The 26,731-nt window shown below is 46.1% G+C and carries 23 protein-coding genes; 3 read left to right on the top strand and 20 right to left on the bottom strand.

Going from position 1 to position 26,731, the window contains the following annotated elements:
* Positions 1 to 13: 13 nt before the first annotated feature.
* From OM416_RS09390 to OM416_RS09400, 3 genes are all read right to left on the bottom strand, one after another.
* On the bottom strand, positions 14 to 1,258 hold the full coding sequence (locus OM416_RS09390) for an aminopeptidase (protein ID WP_264928966.1): 1,245 nt from the start codon (positions 1,256 to 1,258) through the stop codon (positions 14 to 16).
* A gap of 36 nt (positions 1,259 to 1,294) precedes the next feature.
* On the bottom strand, positions 1,295 to 2,887 hold the full coding sequence (gene mbcS, locus OM416_RS09395; RefSeq protein ID WP_413775772.1) for an acyl-CoA synthetase MbcS: 1,593 nt from the start codon (positions 2,885 to 2,887) through the stop codon (positions 1,295 to 1,297).
* A gap of 257 nt (positions 2,888 to 3,144) precedes the next feature.
* Positions 3,145 to 4,149 (bottom strand): aldo/keto reductase, encoded by a 1,005-nt coding sequence (locus OM416_RS09400; RefSeq protein WP_264928967.1) that lies wholly within the window; start codon positions 4,147 to 4,149, stop codon positions 3,145 to 3,147.
* 201 nt (positions 4,150 to 4,350) lie between these two features.
* Between OM416_RS09400 and OM416_RS09405 the strand changes: the two genes are divergently transcribed.
* Complete coding sequence (locus OM416_RS09405) at positions 4,351 to 5,196, top strand: AraC family transcriptional regulator (RefSeq protein WP_264928968.1); 846 nt, start codon at positions 4,351 to 4,353, stop codon at positions 5,194 to 5,196.
* A 28-nt stretch (positions 5,197 to 5,224) separates the two neighbouring features.
* Here OM416_RS09405 and OM416_RS09410 read toward each other — a convergent pair whose 3' ends face one another.
* The 13 genes from OM416_RS09410 to OM416_RS09470 form a co-directional block, all read right to left on the bottom strand.
* A complete protein-coding gene (locus OM416_RS09410) occupies positions 5,225 to 5,623 on the bottom strand; it encodes an Asp23/Gls24 family envelope stress response protein (RefSeq protein ID WP_264928969.1) in 399 nt (132 codons plus the stop codon).
* Between the two features lie 29 nt (positions 5,624 to 5,652).
* Positions 5,653 to 6,732: an AI-2E family transporter gene (locus OM416_RS09415; RefSeq protein ID WP_264928970.1), complete on the bottom strand. Its 1,080-nt coding sequence runs from the start codon at positions 6,730 to 6,732 to the stop codon at positions 5,653 to 5,655.
* Positions 6,733 to 6,767: 35 nt separating this feature from the next.
* Positions 6,768 to 8,225, bottom strand: a complete 1,458-nt coding sequence (locus tag OM416_RS09420; protein WP_264928971.1) for a sensor histidine kinase — start codon at positions 8,223 to 8,225, stop codon at positions 6,768 to 6,770.
* On the bottom strand, positions 8,203 to 8,910 hold the full coding sequence (locus OM416_RS09425) for a response regulator transcription factor (protein WP_076330906.1): 708 nt from the start codon (positions 8,908 to 8,910) through the stop codon (positions 8,203 to 8,205). Before OM416_RS09425 ends, OM416_RS09420 begins: the two co-directional genes overlap by 23 nt.
* Before the next feature lie 213 nt (positions 8,911 to 9,123).
* Entirely contained in the window at positions 9,124 to 10,569 is a 1,446-nt protein-coding gene (locus OM416_RS09430; RefSeq protein WP_264928972.1) for a 4-hydroxyphenylacetate 3-hydroxylase family protein, read from the bottom strand.
* A gap of 173 nt (positions 10,570 to 10,742) precedes the next feature.
* Positions 10,743 to 12,701, bottom strand: a complete 1,959-nt coding sequence (locus tag OM416_RS09435) for an FtsX-like permease family protein (protein ID WP_264928973.1) — start codon at positions 12,699 to 12,701, stop codon at positions 10,743 to 10,745.
* On the bottom strand, positions 12,676 to 13,446 hold the full coding sequence (locus tag OM416_RS09440; protein WP_264928974.1) for an ABC transporter ATP-binding protein: 771 nt from the start codon (positions 13,444 to 13,446) through the stop codon (positions 12,676 to 12,678). Before OM416_RS09440 ends, OM416_RS09435 begins: the two co-directional genes overlap by 26 nt.
* 312 nt (positions 13,447 to 13,758) lie before the next feature.
* Positions 13,759 to 14,742 (bottom strand): sensor histidine kinase, encoded by a 984-nt coding sequence (locus OM416_RS09445; RefSeq protein WP_264928976.1) that lies wholly within the window; start codon positions 14,740 to 14,742, stop codon positions 13,759 to 13,761.
* Entirely contained in the window at positions 14,739 to 15,443 is a 705-nt protein-coding gene (locus OM416_RS09450) for a response regulator transcription factor (RefSeq protein WP_264928978.1), read from the bottom strand. The genes OM416_RS09445 and OM416_RS09450 overlap by 4 nt, the downstream gene beginning before the upstream one ends.
* Before the next feature lie 41 nt (positions 15,444 to 15,484).
* Positions 15,485 to 16,825 carry a beta-N-acetylhexosaminidase gene (gene nagZ, locus OM416_RS09455; protein ID WP_264928979.1) on the bottom strand — a complete coding sequence of 447 codons (1,341 nt, stop codon included), beginning with the start codon at positions 16,823 to 16,825 and terminating at the stop codon, positions 15,485 to 15,487.
* Between the two features lie 399 nt (positions 16,826 to 17,224).
* The gene (locus OM416_RS09460; RefSeq protein WP_264928980.1) at positions 17,225 to 18,328 is read right to left on the bottom strand and encodes an NADH:flavin oxidoreductase; all 1,104 of its coding nucleotides are present in this window, start codon (positions 18,326 to 18,328) and stop codon (positions 17,225 to 17,227) included.
* A gap of 333 nt (positions 18,329 to 18,661) precedes the next feature.
* On the bottom strand, positions 18,662 to 19,975 hold the full coding sequence (locus OM416_RS09465; RefSeq protein WP_264928981.1) for a hypothetical protein: 1,314 nt from the start codon (positions 19,973 to 19,975) through the stop codon (positions 18,662 to 18,664).
* 244 nt (positions 19,976 to 20,219) lie between these two features.
* Positions 20,220 to 21,269, bottom strand: coding sequence for a 2,3-butanediol dehydrogenase (locus OM416_RS09470; protein WP_264928982.1), 1,050 nt, complete (start codon positions 21,267 to 21,269; stop codon positions 20,220 to 20,222).
* 386 nt (positions 21,270 to 21,655) lie between these two features.
* Between OM416_RS09470 and OM416_RS09475 the strand changes: the two genes are divergently transcribed.
* Positions 21,656 to 22,681: a LacI family DNA-binding transcriptional regulator gene (locus OM416_RS09475; protein WP_264928983.1), complete on the top strand. Its 1,026-nt coding sequence runs from the start codon at positions 21,656 to 21,658 to the stop codon at positions 22,679 to 22,681.
* Positions 22,682 to 22,874: 193 nt separating this feature from the next.
* On the opposite strand, the gene OM416_RS09480 is transcribed toward OM416_RS09475, so the two are convergent.
* Both OM416_RS09480 and OM416_RS09485 read right to left on the bottom strand, forming a co-directional pair.
* A complete protein-coding gene (locus OM416_RS09480) occupies positions 22,875 to 23,843 on the bottom strand; it encodes a D-2-hydroxyacid dehydrogenase family protein (RefSeq protein WP_264928984.1) in 969 nt (322 codons plus the stop codon).
* Positions 23,844 to 23,925: 82 nt separating this feature from the next.
* Positions 23,926 to 24,507 (bottom strand): TetR/AcrR family transcriptional regulator, encoded by a 582-nt coding sequence (locus OM416_RS09485; RefSeq protein WP_264928985.1) that lies wholly within the window; start codon positions 24,505 to 24,507, stop codon positions 23,926 to 23,928.
* Positions 24,508 to 24,796: 289 nt separating this feature from the next.
* On the opposite strand from OM416_RS09485, the gene OM416_RS09490 reads away from it, so the two are divergent.
* Positions 24,797 to 26,017 (top strand): MFS transporter, encoded by a 1,221-nt coding sequence (locus OM416_RS09490; RefSeq protein WP_264928986.1) that lies wholly within the window; start codon positions 24,797 to 24,799, stop codon positions 26,015 to 26,017.
* A 25-nt stretch (positions 26,018 to 26,042) separates the two neighbouring features.
* On the opposite strand, the gene OM416_RS09495 is transcribed toward OM416_RS09490, so the two are convergent.
* Positions 26,043 to 26,204, bottom strand: coding sequence for a hypothetical protein (locus OM416_RS09495; RefSeq protein ID WP_169481673.1), 162 nt, complete (start codon positions 26,202 to 26,204; stop codon positions 26,043 to 26,045).
* A gap of 14 nt (positions 26,205 to 26,218) precedes the next feature.
* A complete protein-coding gene (locus OM416_RS09500; protein ID WP_264928987.1) occupies positions 26,219 to 26,692 on the bottom strand; it encodes an SRPBCC family protein in 474 nt (157 codons plus the stop codon).
* Positions 26,693 to 26,731: the final 39 nt, after the last annotated feature.

Consider the following 26,731-nt stretch of genomic DNA (forward strand, 5'->3'; position numbering starts at 1 on the left):
GCTAGATTAGAAATTAAAATGCCCAGTTGCCTTTACGGAATACCGGCTCGATTGTACCGTCTTGTAACTCACCATCGATATCCAGCTCAGCGGAACCGATCATGAAATCAACGTGAGTCAAGCTCACATTACACTCATGCTTCAGTAACTCTTCATTCGACATGGTTGTGCCATCTTTCATGTTGAATGGATACGCACTTCCCACAGCCAAATGGCAAGATGCATTTTCATCGATACCCGTATTGTAGAAAATGCGATTCAGGTTGGAAATCGGGGAGTCATGTGGTACGAGTGCGACCTCTCCCAGATAACGTGCACCTTCATCGGTGGCAAACAGGTTCTTCAGATACTCTTCGCCAGATGCTGCCGTAAAGGCTACAACCTGTCCATCCATGAATGTGATTCTCATCTGATCTACCAGTTGCCCGTTCAGGTTCAAAGGCATGGTGCTGCTAACATACCCATTCACTCCGCTGCGCTTCGGCATGGTGAATACTTCTTCAGTCGGCATATTAGCGACCGTGTACACGCCTTGTTTATTTTCGCTGCCACCGCCGCCCCAGATGTGGTTGTGGACCAGTTCAATTTTCAGGTCAGTACCTGGCGCACGGTAATGTAAGCTCTTATAGTTCTTCTTGTTCAGGAGATCACTCATGGTATTCAAGGTATCCAGATGTTCTCTCCAATTTTGTACAGCATCCCCGCCATCGACACGGTTCATTTTGAAGATGGTTTCCCACATCACGTTGATTCGATCTTCTTCCGGAATGTCGGCAAACACTTTGTTCGCCCAAGCCTTGGTTGGTGCCTTGATCAGACACCAGCTAATTTCATGGTTACGTGTATATTTTGCGTACCCTTTACGTGCCTGAGCAGCCGCTTTCGTTGCCCGGGAAACGCTGTCCGAATCAATACCGTTATACAGTTCAGGATCTGGAACTTTGATCGTCAGGGTAGCGCCGCCTGCTTCTGCAAACTTCTCCATCATATCCGCCTTCCACGCTGGATAATAGTCAAAGCTGTCATTGGAACCATGTTCAAAACGACTGCGGGTAATGTTGTCGTCATCGAAGTCCACTTGTACATAGTTTGCACCAGCCGCATAGGCTTTTTGCACAATGAGACGTGTGAATTCAAGCGTTTCGATGGGAGCAGTGACGAGCAGATCCTGTCCTTTTTGAATATTCACGCCAACTTTAACAACCAGTTCTGCGTATTGTTCCAATGACTTTTCAAAGTTTTGTTCAAATTGACTCATGGTTGTGTTCACTCCTGTTTCATATATTAATGGCCTTTAACCATTTCGTTTTTCTTGTTCGCGCAACTCGATCCGGCGGATTTTACCAGAGTTGGTCTTCGGCAGATCCGTAACGAATTCGATCTTACGTGGATATTTATAAGGTGCTGTGATTTCCTTAACGTGGTGTTGCAATTCACGCATCAGTTCTGGTGAAGCCAGTGAATCATCTCGCAATACGACAAATGCTTTCACCACATTGCCGCGGATCTCATCCGGACTCGCAACCACCGCGCATTCCTTCACACTGGCGTGTTTCATGAGTGCTTCTTCCACTTCGAATGGTCCAATCGTGTAGCCTGAACTGATGATGATATCGTCACTACGGCCTTCAAACCAGAAGTATCCTTCTTCGTCTTTGCGTGCACGGTCACCTGTTACAAAATAATCGCCACGCTGACTCGCTTCCTTCCGTCCCTCATCCTGATAATAGGATCGGAACAAAGCTGGCATCTCTTTGTGCACCGCGATATCTCCCACTTCACCCGCAGGAACAGGCTGTCCCTCTTCGTCAATAATTTCAATCAATCCAGGTGTAATCGACTGACCCATAGAGCCAATACGTACAGGAGCATCTTTGAGACTGCCGATTAACAACGTGCTCTCGGTCTGTCCATATCCGTCTCGAATGGTCAGATCGAAGTGACGTTGGAAGATCTCAATGACTTCCTGATTGAGCGGTTCACCCGCTGACACGGCACTGCGCAGATGGGACAGATCATAATGTCCCAGATCATCGGCTTTGGCCATCAACCGATATTCCGTTGGTGTACAGCAAAGGACATTAATCTGATGTTCCTGCATCAGTTCCAAGTAACGCTTGGGCTGGAATGATCCATTGTAGACCAGTCCTGTGGCGCCTCTTCCCAGTACCGACAGGAACGGGCTCCAGATCCATTTTTGCCAACCAGGTGCGGCTGTTGCCCATACCGTATCCGAAGGTTGAATATCCAACCATAACGAAGAAGCGATCCGCAAGTGGGCATATCCCCAACCGTGGCTATGTACAACTCCTTTGGGATTACCAGTTGTGCCTGAAGTATAAGCAAGAATAGCCGTATCATCACGGTGAGTTTCCACCGCAGCCATCTCGTCGGGTTGATTCTGCATTAACTCACGCACATTGACCCAGCCTTCATCTGGTACGCCGACTTCACCATTTGGTGATGCCACGATGCGATATGCCAGTGACGGCAGATCCGCGTCCATCTTTTCCACTTCCGAGGTCGTCTCGGACCATACAATAACAGCTCGCGCCTCCGAGTGACGCAGACGATATTCCAGATCTTTTGCCCGTAACATCTCGGAAGATGGAATCACGGCAATTCCCAGTTTCAGACAAGCAATGTAAATGACATAGGCAATAATACGGCGTGGTACCATGACCAATACCCGGTCACCCTTCTCCAGTCCAAGTTCACGCAAACCTCCAGCAAGACGATTCGCCTGCTTGAATAAATCACCGTACGTGATCTCTTCCAATTCTCGTTGATCGCTGAGCCATCTAAGTGCAATCCGGTCTGACGGATGATTCTCCATCTCGGATGTCAGGTTATAGCTTTCAGGCGAAATCCACTGTTCAAAGTTCAAATGGAGCCTCTCCTTCGTAGTTCAAATGTAAAGCTTCTATATATTATACCCTAAATCCTAGGACCAGGTGCTATGAACTAGGCTCATTCCGAAAAAAATAAACATAGGTCAATTAATGAACTATTATAATGGATCTTATCCTATAAAGAAAATGACATACAAATAAATGGCACCTGCCCTGGATATCAGGAAGGTGCCATTTTAATAAGAGATCTCACTATTCACTATAAATTTTTTACCCAGCTATACTGTGTATGTTACCAAGGATAATTACCCATGCCGTCCAGAATGCTTTCAATTTCATTGAGTTCTTCCGTTGTCAGGTCCGGTGCGTTGAGCGCAGCTACGTTTTCTTCGATCTGAGACACACGGCTTGCACCAATCAGTGCGGAGGTAACACGGTTACCACGCAGGATCCAGTTCAGAGCCAGTTGAGAAATCGTTTGTCCTCTTCGCTCAGCAACCGCCTGAAGCGCATCGAACTTGGCAATCCGTTCGTCCGTGTAAGCTTCTTTTTTCAAATTGCCTGTTGGATTGGCTCGTTCTTCCTTGATCTTATCGACATATTTATTCGTCAGCTGACCACGGCCGAGCGGACAGAACGCTATGGAACCGACGCCCTGCTCATCCAGTACGTCCTGCAACCCATCTTCAATCCAGCGATTCAGCATCGAGTAGTTTGGCTGATGAACCAGACATGGCGTACCCAGACGACGGAGAATGGTTACCGCTTCTTGCGTCTGTTCTGCATTGTAATTGGATAAACCCACATACAGAGCTTTACCTTGGCGCACGATATGATCCAGCGCTGTCATCGTTTCTTCCAATGGCGTATCCGGATCTGGACGGTGATGATAGAAAATGTCCACATAGTCCAGCCCCATCCGACCAAGACTTTGATCCAGACTGGCAATCAGGTTTTTGCGGGAGCCCCACTCGCCATAAGGTCCATTCCACATATGGTAGCCTGCCTTCGACGAGATGAGCAGTTCATCCCGGTAAGGACGCAGATGTTTTTTGTAGATCACACCAAAGTTCTCTTCCGCTGATCCAGGAGGTGGACCGTAGTTATTCGCCAGATCGAAATGGTTAATACCGAGGTCGAAAGCACGCAAAATCATCTCTTCCTGAATATCCAATGTACGGTTGCCACCAAAGTTCTGCCATAAACCCAGCGCAATTTGCGGCAGTCTGATTCCGGATTTACCGGAACGTACATATTTCATCTCATCATATCGTTGTTCACTCGCAGTATAGGGCATCGTTATTCTCACTTTCCTGTAAGGTTTGTTGAATTCCTTTTCATCTTAGACATTTTTCAGGCAAAACGATATGGCATTTCACTTTGAACATATGGAAAAATGATTGTTATCTATGTATACCGATCTTTAACAATTCATCTTTTACACTAATTAATATGTTAAAATGCAAGATGAGACGAAATCGTACAGGAGTGAATGCCCTTGATTACGTATATGTTCAAGAACAATTATTTTCAGGAGCTTCAGCTCCTTCATTATGGTACGGAAGCCTGTACACCAGGTCACCACTTTGGCCCTGCCATGAGAGACTACTACAAAATTCATTATATTTTGAATGGCAAAGGCACCTTCGAAGTCGGTGGCAAAACATACACCCTGCACAAAGGACAAGGATTTCTAATCGTTCCGCATTCTGTTGTTCATTATGAAGCAGATCACGATGATCCCTGGGAATACAGCTGGGTTGCTTTTCAAGGCAGCAATAGTTCATCCTTTTTACAGCAGGCCTGTCTGTCGGAGCATCACCCGATCTTTGAGCTGGGCAATGAGGATGACGAGATGCGATCCTGTCTGCACCGCATGGTCAATTCCCGCAATACTCATAAAGGCTGGGAGATCAGTATGACTGGTTTGCTGTATCAATTCTTCTCCATTTTAATTGATCAGGCCAATTCAGAGCATCTTCAACCCATGCCGGATTATTCGAAGGAAACGTACGTGACGCAAGTGATGGACTTTATCGAAATGAACTACGCCAATGCCATTACCGTGCAATCCATCGCAGCCCATGTCGGTTTGCAGCGCAGTTATCTGTGCTCTCTCTTCAAGGATCAGATGGGAAGCAGTATTCAGTCGTATCTGGTCCATTATCGGATGCGCAAGGCAGCCGAACTGACCCTTGATCCGGGGCTGACCATTGGTGATATTGCCCGTTCTGTAGGCTACACCGATCCATTACTTTTCTCCAAAATGTTCAAAAAAGTGATGGGCGAAGCTCCCACCTACTATCGCAAACATAAAACAGCACCTTCCCAGTTAAGTTGTTAATTGGGAAGGTGCTGTTTTTGCCATTCGTTTATACCGTCTCCGGCATGGATACACCAACGACTTGCACTTTAATTTCATTGACCATAACGCCGGCTAATTGTTCTACAGCCTGTTGAACATTATGTTGAAGTTCACGGCAGACCTCGTGCATCTTGTTGCCATATTGAATGTTGATGCGCAGCTGGATGGTGGCCTGATCGTCTTTGACGTGTACATCAATCCCTTTTTGCAGACTCTTGCCACTAATGCTCTTGGCAATGCCTTCAGTCAGTCCAACGGACATGGAGGATACACCCGCCGTTGATTGGGCGGCCATCCCCACGATCTTGGACAACACATCGTTCGAGATGTGAATGGTACCCATTTGAACAGATTGAGGTGCGATATATTCAGGTTCGTTATATGTTTTTTCGATAATTTCAGACATGTGTTCCACTCCTTCGAATAATTTAGATTCTATGCATTCTGCCATTTGTCCTTGAAGAACATGTTATAGATTCGAACCAAAAGAATTTTAACAATCATATACACCGGGATAATAATCAGGATGGCAATAATTCCACCGAGGTCTCCTGCACCCAAGACCAGAATGATCGTCGTTAGCGGGTGAATATCCAGCTTTTTGCCGAATACATAAGGTGCTACCAGGTTGTCCTGAATCTGCTGTGCGACGAGAATAATAATTAGAGACCAGATGGCAACCGATGGCGATACCACGAGACCCATGATCACAATAGGCACGGACGACACTATCGCTCCGATAAACGGAACAAAGTTCATGATGACCGCGATTACCGTGAGCAGTAATGCGTACGGCAGTCCAATGATCAGAAAACCGATATACATCAGTACACCCAGGGCCAGATTCACCAAAACTCTTCCTACAATAAAACCACTCAGCGCCTGATCAATCTCAAGCACGACTTCACGGCTGTCATTTTGGAAACGTTTTGGAGCGATATGTGCCAGTTTACGGCCGAATTTCTCACCTTGTAACAGCATATAGAACAAAAGGATCGGTAATGTAAACAAGATGATCGCAAAACTGGAAACAAGAGAGAAAAATCCACTTACATAGTTGGTCACAAAGTTAAATCCTTTGTTGATATACTCTGTGATCTGAGATAAAGGTGTTGAGCCCTCAGGGAACAAGGCCTGAATGGCACCATTTTGCTCCAGCTCTCTCAGCTGTTCACTTAATGAATTAAGTAGACTTGGTGCGTTATCGACCAGGTTGATCAGTTGCTCACGTAACGATGGCCATAGTCCAATGATGAAGAACACACCCAGAATAGCAATAACCAGATAGATTAGCAAAATACTTAGCGTGCGATTTATTTTCTTTTTCTCCATATAATTCACGAGCGGCCTTAGCAGATAATAAAAGAACACCGATAACATCATCGGCACGGTGATTACCGTGATCATGGTTACGAGCGGCTGAAAGATGAAGCTCACACGTGATAATAAATAGATATTAACCAATATCAGCGCCAGTGCAATACTGAACCTGACAAACGTATTTCCTTTGAACAAAATATTCCCCTCCACATGGACATTTCTTCTCTTATTTAATTTGGAATCTGAATGGTAAACACGGTGGTCTCTAGGCCACGACGGGAAAGGATCAACCTTCCACCCATTTTTTCCGTATTACGTCGTGCGATGGACAAACCAAGTCCGGTGCCTCCGGTCGCTGACCGCGCCTCATCCCCTCGTACAAACGGGTCAAAGATCGTTGACCACAGTTCTTGGGGTATGCCCACTCCGGTATCTGCCACTTCAATTACCACATGGGTATGAAGCGGAATGAGTTCCACGCGCATTTCTGTTCCGGGCGGATTATAAGACAGAGCATTGGTAATCAGGTTCTGAATGACTCTGGATAGCAGCTCCGGATCATACCTCGCGTAGATCTCCTGATCAGGAACAAGTACGTGAAGGACAAACTGTTTTTGTTCAATCTCCCCATAAGTATCTGCCATAATCTCGCGCACGAATTCTCCAATTTCTCTTCTCTGAATATGCATGCGGAAATCGGGCGAATCCACCTTGAGCAGCTCCAGCATATTCTGTATCATGCGTGCAACTTGAACGGACTTGTTATAGATATATCCCAGATATCGTTGCTGCCTGTCCTTGTACTCCCCACGTCCTTCCACCAATGCCTGCGCGTATCCCTGTATAGATGTTATCGGTGTCTTCAGATCATGTGATAAGTCTACAATCAGTCGCTGTTTGCTCTCTTCGGCGTATCGTTTCTCCGCAGAGGTGTTCTCAATAACGTCAGCCATGTAGTTAAAGGTCTCACCGATCTGGACAAACTCTCTCTCGGCCGAGATCGACATCCGTGTACTATAATTTCCCTGAATCATCTGCGTAAGACCCGAGGAGAGAATACTGAGTGGCTTTTTGATTCTCCGTGCGACCCAATAGCTATATACGAAGATCAATGACAACACTAAACCGATGCCAATCATAATGTAAAAAGACAACGGGTGCTTCAGATTGGTAATCAACTGATTATCATTCATCCTTACGCTGACCAGATCACGCGGGATCTTCAGCAACACATAAGCTGCCGCTCCTTCTGTCGAAAACGGAGTAATGGAGTAATAGTACGGCTGATCGCTTCGGTTCTCCAATCCAGCATACAGATCGGCTTCATTGTATCGGGTGAACGAATCTTGTTTGTCTCCCACATGACGAATGACGTTGCGATTCGCATCCAGAATCTCAATCCAGCCACCGCTGTCCTTGAGACGTTGAATCTCTGTGTCTTTGTCTTTTGACACCGAACCTCCACCGGAGTAAAATTCGTTCTCCAGCTCTGCAACGTACACATGGGCTTCGACATTCAGATCCGGATCAACCACTTGATCTGATATACGAAAATCCACGACATCCAGTGACACCATAAGGTACACGATCAATACCAGTAACAGCAAAAAGAAGTTGAACAGCAAGAAGTCCAGTGTCAGGGATGTCTGCAACAGTCTCTTTTCTCTAGCTTTCCATGGGCGCTTCAATTTTGTATCCCAGTCCCCTTATCGTTTTGAGATATTCCGGTTGTCTGGAGTCACGCTCGATCTTCTCCCGAATGTTGCTGATATGTACCATAATCGTGCTGTCCTCGTGCGCATAATAATCGCCCCAGACCGCTTCGTATATTTTTTTACGGGTGAACACACGGCCAGGCTGATCGAGCAACAATTCCATGATTTTATACTCTGTAGAGGTCAATGTTACAGGACTTCCTGAACGAAAAAGGATACATTGGGATCGATCCAGCGTCAGATCGCCTAATACCAGATTCTGTTCTTTGGCTGCGGGAACCTCCGCTGCATCAAAATGGTTGACTCTTCTGAGCAACGCCTCTACTCTGGCGACAATCTCAAGCGGGTTGAATGGCTTCGCTATATAATCATCTGCCCCAAGTCCCAGTCCAAGGATTTTATCGTGATCCTGACTTTTGGCGGATAGGAACAGAACAGGCATGTGATGTGTAGCCCGGATCTGTTTGATCAACTGCAACCCATCCATTACAGGCATCATGATGTCCAGTATGACCAGATCGATCTGTGTTGAACGTATACATTGTAACGCCTCGGCTCCATTCACCGCAGTCTTAATCGTATAGTCCTTCTCCAGATAGAGCTGAAGCAGTTCCACAATCTCTGGTTCGTCATCTGCAATTAATACGGTGTATCTCATGTTATTCCTCTCATTTCCTATACTCTATGCCTATCTCTACATTATTACTATATACTACGTCTCTTAATTCAACCTAAATCATTTCTAAAGATAATCTAAATAAATAGAAATAGAGCCCTGGCGCAAGCCAAGGCCTTATGAAAATAGGATCGTTCTCATTCTTGATTCAGGCTTTTCATCCTTCATTCGGACCATTCGTATTAGAATATCAGATCATTCCTTACCGGAACGAAGCCAAGGTTCAACTTTCGCCGATAAACGTTGCTTGTCATACTGCACATATTGGCTCGCCCGGTTGCGCACCGGGTCACCCGCGTAGAAGCGTTCATACAGGTCATGCCTTGCTCCGAGTGGACTTCCTGTCAGCTCCCACGCCAGTTGGAAGAGACGAATCTTCTCTGAGGCTTGCATCGTTACTCCGCCAAGGTATTTGCCCATCATAGAGCCCATCATTTCATTCATCTCAAACGTACCTGAAGGAATCTGAATCAGACCACCCGCAGCAATCGTCTTCAAAATCTCCACCGCGCGGGGATAATACCGATTGCCCAGATTACGGGCAGTTTCAATATATTTGAATTCCGGCAGCCAATTGCCGAATGTATCCGGCTTGGACTGTGCTTCAGCAGCAATAATTAGTCCCTCGATGGTTTGCATCTGACTGATCAGCTCTCCGAGCTGTTCCTGCACATTCAGGAAAGCGTCCACCCCGATCTCCTGGGCAATGGCAGCAGTGACGGCTGTAATGAACTCCAGTTTTGAGTGCAAACGAATGACGCTCTGATGATAGGCCAGACTGGCCGAAGCTGTATTACAGCGAATCTGCCATACGGCTTCAGGGTTATTGTGCAGCAATACACGTTCCCAGGGCACAAATACATCGTCAAAAAATAACACGGCATCCATCTCATCATACTGCGCACTGAGTGGATGTGAGTGATCCGAATCTTTTGTGGCAAAAGATTCACGACACATCATGTGCAAACCCGGACTGTCCGCAGCTACAATCACCATATGGGCCAGCTCTGGCAGGTGGGACGGAATTCGTTGAACGGGATAAGCAATAATATCATCTGCATAAGGCGCTGCTGTTGCCACCATTTTGGCCCCGCGAATGACTACGCCCTCCGTATTGCTTTTGACAATCCGCAGCATGGCATCCTCATCTTCACCAACAGGCAAGGAACGGTTAATCTGCGGGTCGCGCTGGACAATTGTCAGGAATGCATCTTTTCGTTTGGCTTGTTCAAAATAAGCGGATATTTTATCTGCAAATGCCGGGTCATGCGCTGTCATCTCATGTCGTGTTGCATACCAACCCGTCAAGCGGGATCGGGCATAATCAGACAAGCGGCTCATCACCCCATACGTCCGATCGGCCCAAAGACGAAAAGCATCTGCCCTGCTGTTCACGTCAGAAAGTGAACGAGGCACAAGAAAGGATCGGTGCACGTAACTTCCCGTCTGTTCATCCCAGTAGGCTACAGTCTCCCTTGTCTCCGGATCATCCACCAGATTGAACAAACTTTCAATCGTATGAAGTGTTCCCTGAAAGGCCTGATGCCCAGTTACCTGGATACGTTCTCCGTCCAGCCATACATTCCGCTCATCATTCAAACGTTGAATGTAAGCTCGTCCACGAGACATCGTGATACTCATGATATGTCCTCCCTCTCAGGCACCGGCCTGACATTTCTGTAACCCCATCTTTCTAACTACTTGAGAAACTATGTAATGATACATTATGTATCTAATGAAATAGTACTGTGCCTTGGATAGAAAAGTCAACAGACACCGAGTCATGCGTTCGGTGTCTGTTGGGCCATGCTATTTTAGACTAATTTGGAATACATGTGACGCAAATACCGCCAGCGGACAAGTGCAAAATACAAAATCTGCATGGAAGCAAACACCAAGAAAATGCGTAGGCTGTATCCAAAGACCGAGAAATCAACCAGTTGCTGTAACGCTACAAAGGCAACCGAACTGTGGATGACCGCCACCAAGAGTGGTAGGAAGAACATAAGCAATAGCTGCCTTGTTACGATCTTACGGAGTTCGGGACGACTGAGTCCCATTTTGCCAATCATGCGATACTGCGCTTCATCGCGTTCGAGATCCGCGTAAAGTCTGAAATACGTGAAACTTGCTGCAAAGGTGAAGAAAACAATGCCAATCAGGCCGCTCAAAATTAGAATGATGCCATTGGTCTGCTTGGAATTAAGCCAATCCACCACAAGTGCGCTGACCTCGTAATAACCTTTGTCGGAATAATCATCTTGAATGGATTTGATCAATTCAGGAGCGAAGCTGCGTGTACCCATCCAATCTTTCACGATAAATTGTATCGTTCGACTCGAATAGAAACCTTCAGGCATGCCAACTTCCTCGTTGTACGCAGGTCTCATCTTATTAAACAGTTCGTCGGTTACGACGTAGAGATAAATTTCATATTGAAAAGGAATCACAATATCGGTACCAGGTGTCGATAGCTGGACAGGTACGCGCTGATTATCAACCTCCAGATTGACCTTTCCTCCCGAGACTCCTTGTTCAACCTGTTCACGGTACGCCTTGCGAATCGCCAAATTGCTTGGTGTCATAAATGACTCATCGATCTGTTTCAACGTACGTTCTTCATACCCCAGTGCCTTCGCAAGACGGTTATAATCACTCAGTTTGATAATCTTGCCATTATTATTTTCACCTATAGGAGCATAACTGCCCTTCACGTAGGGAACTTGATGATCAATCAACGTTTCTTCAATCTGCCGAATATGTCGCTCTGACTGGGGAGTATCCCATGAATTCATATAACTGAATGCGTACGGATTCGACATGGACGACAACCCAGGGTCAGCAATCGCGAGCATGGTACCAATTCCCGTAAATGAAGATGCCGAGATGATGCTTACCATGAAAAACATAATCGCGTTATCTTTCATTCGATACGTAAGTTCCGATAAGAAGAGCAGATTGGTTTTGCGGAAAAACAATCTTGGGTTTCTTTTGAGTGCCCGAATGATATATACACTGAGCTGCGTGAACAAAAAGTACGTACCTGCAATAACGACCACGACACTTGCCATTAATAGCGGAAACGAGAAGCTTACCCATACAAAAGTGAATACCCCTGCATAACCTCCGCCAATGAACAATACGGATAGCAATGCGAGCAGACGCGATGCTTTGGGTTCCGGTTTTGGTTTTTCCTCTGATTTCACAAGGTCAATAAGCGAGCCTTTCCGTATGAGCAAGGATGACGACATCGCAATGATAATGAACAGCAGTAGAAATGCGCCAGCCGTCAGGGCAATTCCTTTCAGCGGAAAATAGAATCGAAGGCTGTTCTCGACAGCCAGCATGGAGCCGCAGATGAGCAGAATCAATTTGCCGAAAATAAGCCCGAGTCCAATACCGGTAATAATTGAAGCTAATCCGATACACATATTCTCCATAAACAACAGCCGGTTCATTTGTTTACGTGTCATGCCAAGGATCAGGAAAATACCAAATTCCTTCTTGCGTGTCTTCAGAAATGAACCAACCGAGTAGAGCAGGAACAGGAATGAAAAGATGAATATAATGACCTCTGCAATCATAAACCCCTGGTTGGCAAGCAACGTAACCGTACCACTTGATCCCTTTAACCCTTCTTTCAGATCGGGATGGAACAGGAGCAATGCGTAGGTGAAAAAGATCATGACGGAAAATGTACTGCTCAGAAAATGAGCCAAATAAATTCGTTTGTTGCGAACAACGTTATTAATGGCGAACTGGCGAAAATTCATGTCCTGACCCTCCCATTAGGGATAATACATTAATAATCTTCTGATAAAAGGCTGCGCGATTATCGCCGTAATGAATTTCATTGTACAATTTGCCATCCTTGATAAAGACGACCCGACTGCAATAACTCGCTGCAACTGCATCATGGGTGACCAACAGCATTGTAGCTTGATCCTCCTGATTGCGTGTTTCAAGAATCTCCATCACATCTCTGGCCGCCTTCGAATCCAGATTACCTGTTGGCTCATCGGCCAGAATCAGCTTCGGGGAATGGATAAGCGCTCTGGCAATAGCCGTACGCTGTGCCTGTCCACCCGAGATCTCATATGTCCGTTTGTTCAGAATACTCTCGATGCCCAGCTTGCTTGCCAGCTGTTCAACACGTGCGTTCATCTCTGCTAGCGAAACGCCGTCAAGAGTCAGTGGCAGCACAATGTTCTCCTTAACTGTCAGTGTATTTAACAGATTGAACGATTGAAAAACGAATCCAAGCTCTTTGCGCCGGAACAGCGCGAGTTCATCCTGATTCAATTCAAACGGATTCTTCCCTGCAATCCGAAGTTCGCCTGATGTTGGATGATCAATTGTAGAGATCATGTTCAGCAAGGTTGTTTTACCATTACCGGATGGTCCCATGATGCCAACAAACTCACCTTCCTGAATACTGAGGTCAATACCTGATAACGCTTCATAAGATACGATGCCTTTGTAGATTTTACTGATCTGTTTCACAGAACAAATCTCCATGGTTACAACTCCTTAGTGATGTATGAATTCAAAATCAAGTTACTTTCATGCTGTGTGCATGCGTATTGTACGTGGCCTTTCCTGTACTCTTATGACTACAGTCTATCGAAGTTTCGGTCATTCTCCTATGGTTTAACCTTTCACCAACATGACAATGTTGTAAGGTTGCATCATGAAAATCAAAAAGACGCCTTCGCCCCGATCAGGCAATAGACGTCTATACTCACACTTACACTGTAATTCATACTCTACTCACACTTCTTCAACAAAAATACACACCTCACGCCAACCTCTTATCTTCAACCTGCCACTTCAGGAGTTGAATATAATTCGGACGGTCGTTCCTTCGCCATACACGGATTCAAGTTCGATCCGATGGTTCATTCTCGTCAGCACTTCTTTTGCAATATACAGTCCCATGCCTGTCGACTCTTTGAAATGTCGCCCGTTCTCCCCGGTGAAGAAAGGTTGGAATACCCGGTTCAGATCAGACTTCGGAATTCCGATGCCTTGATCCTGGACTTCCAGTATGATGGAGCGTTCCTCTTCATATGCACGCACATAGATCTTTTGCCCGCTGCCCGCGGAGTATTTGATTGCGTTCGATAGTAACTGTACCAAGACGAAACGAATCCACTTTGCATCGGATTGCACAACCAGCGAAGATTCTATATGCATCTCTGGATAGACGTGATTGCGGATGAAGAATCGCTTCAGCTCATGGATCGCCTCTTCACCAGCGTTCTTCAGTAACACAGGTTCAACACTAAAATCCTGTTCAAAGGTATCCAGGCGCGCCACATACAGTACCGTCTCCAATCCCCGTCTCATCTGGTCTGCTTCCTCTCGAATGCTGATGAGCCGAGGATCGTCATCCTCCTGGTCTTCCACCGTCAACTCGATGACGGATAACGGTGTCTTCATCTGATGTACCCACTGGTTCATAAACGTCAGATATTCTTGCTGTCGCTGTTCCAGCCGATGCAGATGAGCATGATACTGTCCGTATTGTGAATCAAGCAGCTTCTCCAACGCCAGTGATAAAGGACTTGTTTCGTTCAAAGGTACGAATTCCTTCAGCGAATCCATCGATCGTGATATCCGGGCATAAAAAGAGCGATGTGACATGTAACGATACATCAAATATGCAACGTACAAAAATAATCCCAACGTTACGGCATAAGCAGCCGTAACCCAATCGTTATAGCCGTCATACCAGAACACCGCAACAACGGTGAACAAGATGGCAACAACCCAGCAAGTTAAAGCGAGATGTTCTCTTATAAACAATCTCATGATGGAGAAGAAGCTTTCCAGTTATTGTTCAATCGGTAACCAGAACCTCTGACCGTCTCCAGTGCATCCGTAATGCCAAGCTCGGCTAATCGCTTTCGCACCCGAGTAACGTTAACGCTGAGTGTGTTGTCATCCACAAAAGAGTCATCCCACAGCTTCTCCAAGATTGTCTCTCTGCTGACCAGCTTGGGACTGCGGCGAAGTAATGTTTCCAGCAGAATTGTTTCCTTCTTCGTCAGCTGTACTTTAAGATCACTGAGCTGAATCTCCTGTCTTTCCAGATACACAACTAAGCCATCCAGTTCCACCTTGCGTTCTTCGTCACGTGTAGCATAGTCACCATACACCCTGCGCAGCTGACTCCGAATTTTAGCTATGACAATTTCATACTCAAACGGCTTCGTTATATAATCATCCGCTCCGTTCTCCAGTGCCATGACCTGATCCATTTTTCCGCTCCGGGCGGAGATAAACAGAATCGGGCACGTAGACAGCGTACGAATCTGGCGGCACCAATAGAAACCATCGTAGCTGGGTAAATTGATATCCAGAAGCACCACATGCGGCTGCACCTGCTCAAACTGTTGTACAATCGTCTCAAAATCCTCGGCCAAAACGGCCTTGTCCCCATAGCGCTCAATATGTGATTTCAATAATCCCGCAATCTTGGGGTCGTCCTCTATAATCATAATGGTATACATAGTTGGGTCTCACCTCTGCCAAAATCATATCACAGGATTAATTATCGAGCATCGACTTGCTTACGCCAATCCACAATATCTGCATTCAATTGTTTCAGATCTCCGGAAGCTTTCTGGTCATCCGATAACTTGTATTGTTGCTTCAATGCCAGGATTCGATATACACTTTCATCAATTCGAGATTCGGAGATCTCGCCTGACTTCACTGCACTCATTAGCGTGTCAAAAATCGTCTTGGCACTTTCATAACTATGAGCTACCAAAAGAATGTCACTTCCTGCTTTAACCGTTGCTAGAGCAGCCTCGTCCAACTTGAAGTTCTTCGCTATTGCTCCCATACTCAGGTCATCTGTGATGACGACACCGTCATACTTAAATTTGCCGCGCAAATGTTTACCAATAATGACATCCGATAAAGAAGCCGGATGATCCGGATCAAGCTTCGGGAACAAAATATGTGCAACCATGACCGCTTCAACTTGCTCTTTCACCGCGGCCTGGAACGGAATCCATTCCAGCTCAGCCAGTTGTTTTTCCGTTTTGTTCACGACAGGCAGATCAAGATGGGAGTCCACGGACGTATCCCCATGACCCGGAAAATGCTTCACTACCGGAATAATGCCTTCACTACGAAAGCCTTTCATCTCCGCAATCCCCATACGTGACACCAGTTCTGCCGAGCTGCCGAATGAGCGATCTCCGATTACCGGGTTCTTCGGATTACTGTTCACATCCAGCACAGGAGCGAAGTCCACATTAAAACCTGCAAGCTGAACTTGTCTGGCCAGCAATTCCCCCATCGTTTCAGCAAGCGCACTATCGTTCGTCTGGCCTACCTTTTTGTTGGAAGGAATGGATTCCACCGTCTCCGGCATACGACTGACTTTGCCGCCCTCCTGGTCTACACTCATGAAGATCGGTACCGGATTGGACTGATTCGTTTCCTTGATGGACTGCACAAACTTGGCTGTCCCCTCAAGCGTCGTTACATTGTTGGCATAGAAAATAATGCCCCCTACCTTTTGATCCATAATCATCTGTTTGGCTTGATCATCCAGCATTGTTCCCTGAACACCAGCCAGTATCATCTGTCCAATCTTCTCTTCTAACGTCAGTGAGCTGAGCTGCTCCTGCACCGGGTCAGCTTCCTCTTGCGGTTCCTCTTGCGCTTGTTCCTGCGATGGAACGGTATTCTGCTCCGGTGATGAGGAAGTTTGCCCTGTGTTGGAGTCTGTGTTCGAATCGATGTTCGAGTCCGTTGCGGGAGAAGGTTTCTGAGCTTGGCCGCATGCCGATAAAAGCAGAACGATCCCAAGCATGAGACACATCATCTGCAATGTTTTTTTCCATTGATTGTTCGAGTTGTACCTATAGTTATACAAGGATATTCATCCTCCTTATGTAATGTCATCACGGTAATTCAAAGGTTCAGGCCTAACCTTATCACAAGGTGAATGATTTTCAAAATGAGTCATGCTGGAGATTGAATCGTAGTGCAAATATAGATATAGCGAAAAAAATGGTTGCTTTGGGGCTTGAGATATGGAACCTAATGGTGTTGTGACTAGGTGCGTGTGCGGTGTATGCGGACAATCAATAGGAGCAACGGTGTAGAAAAGTGCTTTTCTATTGTGAATTTTTCATATGTTGAAATTATTAGTATAGTTAGATCAAAAAGCCGCCCAAAGGCGGCCTATTTGTTCGTTTTTGTTTTACTTTTCGTTGTAAATCGTTGCCGTTCAGTGTTAGTTCACCTTTCATCAAACGTTCTTAGGCTTCTATTAATGGAGTGTTTGCAACACTTCCGTTGTAAATGGAATGATTTCGGATAGGCGACCTTCACGAACTTTGGCAGGCCATTCGGGATCACTAAGCAGAACACGACCCAAGGCGATCAAGTCAAATTCATTGTTCTCCAACTTCTCATTTAATAGATCCAAATGGGCATCCCCTGTTCCCTGATTCTCGGTTGCTCTGTCTACAAATTCAGCTTCAAGACCTACCGATCCAACTGAAATAGCTGGTTTGCCTGTTATTTTTTGCGTCCAACCCGCAAGATTCAGCTCAGATCCTTCGAATTCCGGTAACCAGAACCGGCGTGTAGAGCAATGGAATATATCCACGCCAGCAGTACTAAGTGGTGCAAGGAATTGCTCTAATTGTTCTGGCGTCTCCACCAGACGTGCCTCATAATTCCCCATCTTCCATTGGGAGAACCGGAGCACAATTGGGAAATCAGGACCAACCGCCGCACGACAAGCTTCAATCACTTCAACCGCAAATTGAGTTCGCCGTACCAAATCACCACCATAATTGTCGGTCCGTCGATTCGTCTGCTCCCAGAAGAATTGGTCAATCAGGTATCCATGGGCTCCGTGCAGTTCAATGCCGTCAAACCCGATTCGCTGTGCATCCGCTGACGCTTGGGCAAATGCCTGTACAAGACCTTGAATCTCATCTTCCGTTAATGGTTCACGTGATGGTTCACCCGCCATGCTAACCCCTGACGGACTTACAGGCTCAGCTTCTGCGTTAGGCAAGTCACCGGAACGACGTGCTGTACCCACATGCCACAATTGTGGCATGATTTTGCCACCCGCTTCATGTACTGCTTTCACTACATTAGCCCATCCTTGCAACGAATCTTCACCATGGAATAATGGAATACTCGCTCCACTAACCGAAGATGGATGATTAATGCCTGTACCTTCCGTTATGATGAGCCCCACTCCACCTGCTGCTCTGCGACGATAGTATTCAGCAACTTCTGGTCCAGGTACACCCTCTGGTGAGAATCCGCGAGTCATGGGTGCCATAACGATTCGATTAGACAATGTTAGCTTGTCCGAGGTGAAAGGTTTGAATAATGCTGAAGGTACGTTCATAGTACATTGCTCCTTTGCAATTGGAAGTGTGGAACTCCGCATCCACATGAAATGCGACATGCTTTTGTATATTGTAACACGTGTAATCCAGTTGACTGGTTTAGGATTATTTCTCTATCCATTTTATAGTTTCTTAATTTTATTTTCAAATTTTCGAAGTTAGGCGTTCAAACCTACTCTTATATAAAAAAAAGAAAGCTACCTTACGGCAGCCTCTGTTGGATCACACTACCGAAGCAGTCTGACATGCACTCTACTACATCTTAAAGTATTTTCCCGGTCACCAATAATGTGGATGTAGCATAGTATATAATCCATAATCTTCCTTCCAATTTAATTAGCATTCACGGGGATATCACCGCGATTTACACGAAGTAATTTGCCTGACGAAGTCGATAATACATCCGGATCGGTACCGAGACCGAAGTAAAAATCTCCGTCATTCTCTTCGAATGACTTGGCGTAAGTGTCCTGGTTAAAGCGCAAAATCTCGTTCCACGTTGTGAGATCAGTCGATTGATAGACCCGGTTGATATAGAGATTGGCACTTTGCCGGGTGTACGTAAGCACATATACCTTGCCATCCCGCAACAGCACATCGGTAGGAAGCGCCTTGGCATCTGGCAGATTAACACGTCTTGCCTGATTAATGTCGGTCATGACATTCAACGATTTGGGCAGCAGCTGTCCATCATTGAACACACCTCCGGCTATATAGAGCAACTTATTATTAAAGTTAACATTTTTGCCTATTTTATTATAAGGAATCGTGCCCGTTTGATAGGTTAACCCAGGCAGCATTTTGTTGCCATAGATGACAACGTCCCGTTTCTGAAGCTGTTCATTAATCTCCAGGATATTCGTTTTGTCGTTCCATATTTTATTGGCAGGATACATCATGCCAGAGGCATATAATTTGCCATTCAGTTGAAACATCGTATAGGCCCGGAAGCCAAACGTATTAATGGTCGCATATTGCTGCCAACTTTCACCTTCATTATGAGAGATTAATATGGTTGGCTTGGAATCCGTACCCAGCGCGGCAAACATCTTGCCCTGATAAGATGCCAGATCGTATACGTGCACACCGAGCGGCAGATTGCGATATTTGGTCCATACCTCTCCATCCAGACGATAGAAGTTGCCCAGATCCCACTTCTCACTATCCGAATCATTGCCAGGGATATATAACTTGCCGTTCAGCACTCTGTAAATGTCAATCTGTTCCTCATCTACATACATCTTCGTCGATGGCAGAATGCCCGGATTGCTGTTGGTCACCGACTGGGTCTTGAAATTCGCATTCGCTGTATCGTAATAAATGACTGGAATAGGACCTGAATTCGGCGCTACACCCAGATTACTACTGTTTCCGTGACCCAAATATATTTTGCCATTATACAGTTGCATGTCCCAGACGTTATTAGCATAGGGTGTTTTGCTAAAAGGTCTCCCGAGCAGTTCAATCTTCGATGTTACATCCGCCGAACTGATCGGTGCGTTCGACACCTTGGCAAGTCCACGTTCAGTCGCAGGTGGTTGACTCGTTGATGTGTTGTTTCTCGGCTTGGAGTTACCCATAAGCATCCAGCTCACTCCTGCAACGATGGTCAAAATGACGGCTGTCCATTTCGTATGTCTTTGCATGTCCGCTTCCTCCTTCATTGTTTTCATGATAAATCCCTTCATACCAAGATGATACAAATTGTATCTTTTCATACTATGTAAAACCACCCGTACATGCAACAAATTCCGCCCGATCTATACAAAAAAAATAGACAATCGCATCGAAAGATACGTTGTCTATTTGTAATCAACTTATTGCCGCAGTCTACTGGATTTTTAGTAATTTCAACTCGGCTTCATACTTCTTTTTTCGTTTGCTGCTCTATTATTCTGCTTTCACCAGAATCTTAACCTGGTTTTTCTCTTTCAGCAGCGCTTCAAATCCATGCTCCACCACTTCATCCAACGTAATTCGTTTGGTCACCAGCTTCTCTGCCGGGAAGAAACCTTTATCCATCAGACTGATGACTGCCGGGAATACATCGCGATAACCGATAATACCATTGACCGTACGCTCTTTCATGACAATAGAGTTCGGATGAATCGGTGCTTCCTGTTCAAAAATGCTGACGATCATCAACTCTCCACCAATACGTGTCGAATCGATGGCTTGTTGCAGTACACGTGGAACACCCGTTACTTCATAGGCTACGTTAACGCCGCCTTGTGTACGTTGATGGATCTCTTCAACCACATTAAACTGCGTTGGGTCTATCACAATGGCACCCAGCTCTTCGGCTTTTGCTTTCCGTTCATCCGATAGCTCCACAACATAAATATCCGACGCTCCCGAAGCCTTGAGTGCTTCAATGACCAAAAGTCCAATCGGACCTGCCCCAAACACAGCTGCGGTATCGCCCACTTTCAGCTTGCTTTGACGTACTGCGTGAAGTGCTACAGCCGAAGGTTCAACCAATGCACCTTGCTCATACGAGATTGAATCTGGTATAGCATGGACCATGGATTCTGCAGCAGTTACATACTCGGAGAAACCTCCTCCGCCTCCAGCGAGTCCAAGGAAACCCATCTGATCGCACAGATTGTATCTGCCCTGTTTACAAGCTTCGCAGTGTCCACATGCATAGATTGGTTCTACCACAACACGATCGCCCGCTTTGAAACGAGTAACACCTTCGCCTACTTCAACGACCTGTCCTGAGAATTCATGGCCCATCACTACAGGCGCTTGTTCCCCTGTTAGCGGATGCGGAGCTTGAGCTGGAATAAAGATCGGCCCTACTGTGTACTCGTGCAAATCACTGCCGCAGATGCCGCACCATTCCACTTTTATTTTGACCTTACCTTCTTCAGGGTGAGGTTCATTAATATTTTCCAGACGTAAATCTTTGACTCCATGCCAACGTAATGCTTTCATTCAATTCATCTCCCAGATCATAAGTTATGATATAATCGGAAACGTTTCCGTAAATTAAATATGTCACATTTTAGATACGCTGTCAAACAAATTTCTCCACTAATATGTCGATCTCGTGATCAGATCAAATTCACTTTGCAATGCTCATACTTTAATTTCAGTTTGCCTTTGCGGTATGGATAACGGTGTGAACCATGTTCTTAACATATATTATTGCAGATGCTACGAAAGACCATTTGAAATTTGATCATACCTCAGCATAAATCTGGCCCTTTCATGGGATACTTCATGGCTCAAATGTTATAATCAAGTTATATAACCATCGTGAAATGCATACATATCCCGATAATTCGGAATCGTTTCCGATAAAGAGAGGTAACCATACATTGAGTAAAGAACAGAAACTTACGATCAAGGACGTAGCAGAACGTGCTGGCGTGGGCATCGCTACCGTATCCAGGGCCATCAACAATTCAGAAGGCATCAGCAGTAAAACACGAGATAAGGTGATGCATGCCATTGAAGAACTAGGTTTTGTCCCCAACACCTCTGCACAGAGTCTGAAAATCCGGCAAACCCACCAAATCGCGCTCGTTGTACCCGACATACGTAACGCCATCATTCCGGAAATTTCCTGGTCCGTAGAGCAAACCGCGAAGCAGCATGGATACCATGTCGTGCAGATTAATACGGCGGGCAATGCACGCACTGAACTTGAAACCATTCGTAATGTAAAAAAACTGCATGTGGATGGGCTGATCTTCATGCCCCTCGCGTATCCCAAAACTTTGCCCGGACTGATCGATAAAGCCCCTCTCCCCATCTCCATGATTAATTACGGAAAGAAACTGGAGCCGGGCATGAAGGCAGATATCGTCTCTTTGTCTCAACCTGAAGGCAAATTGGTGATGGAACATCTGTTCAAAATCGGTCGGACCCGAATTGCTTATGCTGGAGCACCCAAAGACATTATTGAAGAACGCTTCCGTGCTTATGAACAAGCCGTAGGCCATGTGGATATTTCTCTCGTCTATTTTGGTGAGGACTTTTCATTGAATACAGGGGCCAATGCTGCCGATTATTTCTACGGACTTACGCATATGCCAGATGCCGTCTATGCCATTAATGACATGGTCGCCATCGGATTGGTTAATCGCTTCAAGGAGTTGGGGGTGCGTGTGCCCGAAGATGTGGCTGTAGTGGGCGTGGATAACAATCAATGGACCACTGTCTCGTCTCCACAGATTAGTTCCGTGTCCATTATGGGGGAAGAAGTCGCCAGACTTGCTACCGAGCTGTTGTTAAAACGAATTCGGGAGATGAACACGACCGACTACGAGCATATTCAATTTGAACCGCGCTTAATTGTTCGGGAATCGAGCGTTGCCATGATTCGTTCTTCTCATCAATGACCACGCCGTTAACCTTGGTGAGTGGAATAGATCGGAATACTTTACGGCTCCGGCTGTGGCTATCTCTTCATTTCTTTTTCTACACAGTTACACTAAAAAGGTGTTGCTCAGGGATGGTCATTTCCTGGCAGCACCATATTTGTCTTTGAGTATATGCAATTATATGTGAGTCGTTATTCAGCATACGTTCATTCTAAGGTAGTAGTTGCCTGATCGGTGTTCCCTTCAGGAACATCTCTATATTTTCTACGGTATGATTATAATAGATCTCATAATTGCCACGAGTTACATAACCCAGATGTGGTGTGGCCAGGACGTTGGGCAATGTTCGCATGATATGGTTAACGGGCAGTGGTTCCTGCTCATATACATCCAGACCTGCACCAGCAATCCAACCACTCTGCAATGCCTCCACCATAGCTTCCTGTTTGACAATGCCCGCTCGTGACGTATTGATCAATAGGGCATGAGGTTGCATGTGTTGAAATTCGGCTTGTCCGATCAGATTGCGCGTACGATCACTCAATACCAGATGAATGGATACGATGTCGCTCTGTGCAAGCAGTTGCTCCTTGGTCTCGGCCCAGATGACACCATGTTTTTCGGCTTTCTCATGTGTCAGATTCTCGCTCCAGGCCATCACATTCATACCGAATGCTTGTGCGATCTCAGCCATACGAGTACCTATTTTGCCCAAACCGAGCAATCCAAGTGTTCTCCCATACAGATCCAATCCGACTGTGCTCTGCCAGTTTCGATTGGAGCGAAGTGCATTATTTTCCGTAACCAATTGTCTGGAAAGTCCCAGAATGAGCGCCCAGGTAAGTTCGGTCGGCGGGTTGGAGCTGCCCTCGGTTCCACACACAATGATCCCGTTCTGCTCCGCAGCCTTAAGGTCTATGGATGCATTGCGCATACCACTTGTAATCAGAAGTTTTAAACGTGGGAGCTGCGAAATGACATTCTCCGGAAACCGTGTGCGTTCCCGCATCAGGACCACAATATCGAAGTCCTGCAATTCCTGGATGACTTTCTCTTCCGAACCCATATAGTTGTTGAATGTCTGAATCTCCACCCGATCCATCAACGGACTCCAGTCCGCGGACCTCAGCGCAACGTTCTGATAATCATCCAAAACAGCACAGCGCAAATTCGTGTTCATTCCTGATCTCCTCCCTATACCTGCTCAATTCTTAACTATATTGTAGCAACTCCAAATCACTTTAAACAGGATTCTTCTCCTATTACCGCAGCAAAGACAATGTAGCACGGATGCTCTGTTCTACAAAAGAGCGGTCCGGTCCTGATTTCATCAATACCGTCAGTCCGATCATGGATACCACCAAAGACTGTGCCACCGCACTCGCGTTCATGTCAGCGGACAACTCCCCGCTCTGTTGCCCTCTTTCTATCGTTTCCTTGAAAAGAACACCTAGGTACATCTGATGCTCCCGTGTAAGGACAGCGAATTTGGGATCATGCGGAGCCAGTTCAACCATCGTATTAATGCAAAAACAGCCGTGACTCGGCTCGGTCACACTTCCCTCCGCTCCAATATGTTCAAACAATCCACGAAAGGCTTCTCGCACAGAGGTGCCCTGTTGAAGTCTGGCTCTGACTTGAGCCGCATGCTGAGTGGTATACCTGCGAAGCGCTGTTTCAAACAATTCCTTTTTATCCCCAAAAGCTGCATACAGACTGGGGCGTTGAATACCCATCGCAGTCGTCAAATCACTCAAAGATGCCGCTTCGAATCCCTTGTCCCAAAACGTATGCATCGCTGCATCAAGTGCTTTATCCGTATCAAATTCCCGTTGTCTAACCATACAACCCACCTCTTTATGTATCGATCAGTATTTATTATATTGTAATCTCAATCTTATTACAAAGTCAAAACCAAATAACCGAAAAGGAATTTTCTTAGTTACAATGGAATCGAAATATCTGGTAATATCAGCAATTGGATTGTTATTCTGTCATCGCAGTCTCTGTGTAAAATATTCTTTAGTTCAACCCTCACCTAAATCTCTGTTGACAGGATTCCCGCAATTAAAGTATGGTTATGCGGAAACATATCATACCAATCGGTACACAATAGAAAGGTGACATCCAATCATGCAAACTTCTTCCCCAGATGCACAATTATCCGTTAAGGATCGCCCTGCCATGTCGCGGTTAGTCGCTCTTCTCTTTGCCGTGTGCAGTGGACTTGCGGTCGCCAATATCTATTATGCTCAGCCTTTGCTGGACTCCATTGCTCAAGAATTCAACCTCTCTCCATCGTCCATAGGTATTGTCATTACAGTAACTCAAATATGTTATGCCCTGGGACTGTTTCTTCTCGTTCCACTTGGTGACCTCTTAAACCGTCGCAAGCTGATTATCATTCAGATGCTTTTCTCTGTACTTGCACTGGTTCTGGTAGGCACCTCACAATCCAGCTCCCTCTTATTCACGGGCATGGCTGTCGTCGGTCTACTCGCGGTCATTACGCAAACGCTCGTTGCCTTTGCTGCACACTTGGCAGCTCCTTCCGAACGTGGTCGCATTGTCGGACAGGTAACCAGTGGAATCGTCATTGGCATTTTACTTGCACGAACGGTTGCAGGTACGCTGAACGATTGGCTCGGGTGGAGATCGGTATATCTCTTCTCCGCCAGCCTTACCTTACTTGGAATTGTCGCCTTATATCTTGTTCTCCCAAGGCAACAGTCCCCACAAGTGAAACAAAGCTATGGCCAATTACTCAGATCTGTCCTGCTACTGTACCGTGAATTGCCTGTATTACGCGTACGAGGTGTACTGGCCATGCTGATTTTTACAGCCTTCAGCATCTTGTGGACTTCCATGGTTCTGCCACTAAGTAGTCCTCCACTGTCCCTGTCTCATACAGTCATAGGTGCATTCGGTCTCGCAGGAGCGGCGGGAGCATTGGCTGCTGCTCGTGCAGGTAAGCTTGCCGATCGGGGACTTGGGCAAAAAACTACTGGTATCTCACTTGTCATTCTACTCTTGTCCTGGCTGCCCATCGGTTATGTGCATCACTCCTTGTGGTTCCTGATCCTGGGCGTTATCCTGCTCGATCTCGCTGTGCAGGCAGTACATGTTACCAACCAGAGCCTGATCTACGAAGTTCGTCCCGAAGCGCAGAGCCGCCTGACGGCAGCTTATATGATCTTTTATTCCATCGGCAGTGCGACCGGCTCCATCGTTTCTACCCAAGTGTATGCATGGGCGGGCTGGGCAGCGGTTTGCTGGTTAGGTGCGGGCGTTAGTGCAGCAGCTCTTCTGTTCTGGATGATTGATCGTTATACCAATCGGAATAGTGATCGTTGAGTTAGGACGAGTCTTCAGATATACCCTAGTCCAGTTTATTCCACACAACAATAAAGAGGGTTGCTAACGGACCAAATAACAGGGAAATCAGAAACCAGTTTCGACCACTTCTGTTTTTTCCCTGAGCCAGTCCGGCATTAATCAAGGCAAGTGTGCCCCAACCTACATAGTATTCATTATCCATCAATCGTCTTCTCTCCTTTATCCATTCAATTCCGGCAGCAGTTCAAGCATCGCTTTGAGCTTACGATTGCGACTCTCCAAAAATGCCTGCATGTATCTCTTCAGCACAAGTCGTTCAGCTGCCCATCCCAGCAATCCAAGTGGAGCTTCGAATCGAAGTGTGTCTCTCATGCAAGTTATCTGATCTCCAATTACGCTGAAATGATGTTCATGTCGCATGCTCTTAAAAGCCCCTTTCTCCATCTGGTCCACAAAAATGAAAGGTCGTTCAAACTGCACAATACGGGACTTCAGCTTCTGCCTGACACCAAAATGAGTAGCCTGAAATGTAACCGTATCACCTGCTCCAATTCTCCCTGTTGTTACTCCTGCGACTGCTCGCTCTCTCGTATGCTTCCAAACGGTCTGAGTATGTACATCAATATCCCGGGCATAGTCATAGCACCGTTCAATTGAGGCATGTATCGTAATCTCGGTTGTCACTTCAATCATGGCGATCGCTCCTACAAAGGAAAAATAAGGTCTTTGCAA

Source organism: Paenibacillus sp. LS1 (genome assembly GCF_026013365.1).
Taxonomy (GTDB): domain Bacteria; phylum Bacillota; class Bacilli; order Paenibacillales; family Paenibacillaceae; genus Paenibacillus.

What these genes read in the sequence shown, in the direction of transcription:
- OM416_RS09390 (WP_264928966.1), bottom strand. Translation starts at nt 1,258, where the DNA reads ATGAGTCAATTTGAACAAAACTTTGAAAAGTCATTGGAACAATACGCA.
- OM416_RS09400 (WP_264928967.1), bottom strand. Translation starts at nt 4,149, where the DNA reads ATGCCCTATACTGCGAGTGAACAACGATATGATGAGATGAAATATGTA.
- OM416_RS09410 (WP_264928969.1), bottom strand. Translation starts at nt 5,623, where the DNA reads ATGTCTGAAATTATCGAAAAAACATATAACGAACCTGAATATATCGCA.
- OM416_RS09425 (WP_076330906.1), bottom strand. Translation starts at nt 8,910, where the DNA reads ATGAGATACACCGTATTAATTGCAGATGACGAACCAGAGATTGTGGAA.
- OM416_RS09430 (WP_264928972.1), bottom strand. Translation starts at nt 10,569, where the DNA reads ATGAGTATCACGATGTCTCGTGGACGAGCTTACATTCAACGTTTGAAT.
- OM416_RS09435 (WP_264928973.1), bottom strand. Translation starts at nt 12,701, where the DNA reads ATGAATTTTCGCCAGTTCGCCATTAATAACGTTGTTCGCAACAAACGA.
- OM416_RS09440 (WP_264928974.1), bottom strand. Translation starts at nt 13,446, where the DNA reads ATGGAGATTTGTTCTGTGAAACAGATCAGTAAAATCTACAAAGGCATC.
- OM416_RS09445 (WP_264928976.1), bottom strand. Translation starts at nt 14,742, where the DNA reads ATGAGATTGTTTATAAGAGAACATCTCGCTTTAACTTGCTGGGTTGTT.
- OM416_RS09450 (WP_264928978.1), bottom strand. Translation starts at nt 15,443, where the DNA reads ATGTATACCATTATGATTATAGAGGACGACCCCAAGATTGCGGGATTA.
- OM416_RS09460 (WP_264928980.1), bottom strand. Translation starts at nt 18,328, where the DNA reads ATGAACGTACCTTCAGCATTATTCAAACCTTTCACCTCGGACAAGCTA.
- OM416_RS09465 (WP_264928981.1), bottom strand. Translation starts at nt 19,975, where the DNA reads ATGCAAAGACATACGAAATGGACAGCCGTCATTTTGACCATCGTTGCA.
- OM416_RS09470 (WP_264928982.1), bottom strand. Translation starts at nt 21,269, where the DNA reads ATGAAAGCATTACGTTGGCATGGAGTCAAAGATTTACGTCTGGAAAAT.
- OM416_RS09480 (WP_264928984.1), bottom strand. Translation starts at nt 23,843, where the DNA reads ATGAACACGAATTTGCGCTGTGCTGTTTTGGATGATTATCAGAACGTT.
- OM416_RS09485 (WP_264928985.1), bottom strand. Translation starts at nt 24,507, where the DNA reads ATGGTTAGACAACGGGAATTTGATACGGATAAAGCACTTGATGCAGCG.
- OM416_RS09490 (WP_264928986.1), top strand. Translation starts at nt 24,797, where the DNA reads ATGCAAACTTCTTCCCCAGATGCACAATTATCCGTTAAGGATCGCCCT.
- OM416_RS09500 (WP_264928987.1), bottom strand. Translation starts at nt 26,692, where the DNA reads ATGATTGAAGTGACAACCGAGATTACGATACATGCCTCAATTGAACGG.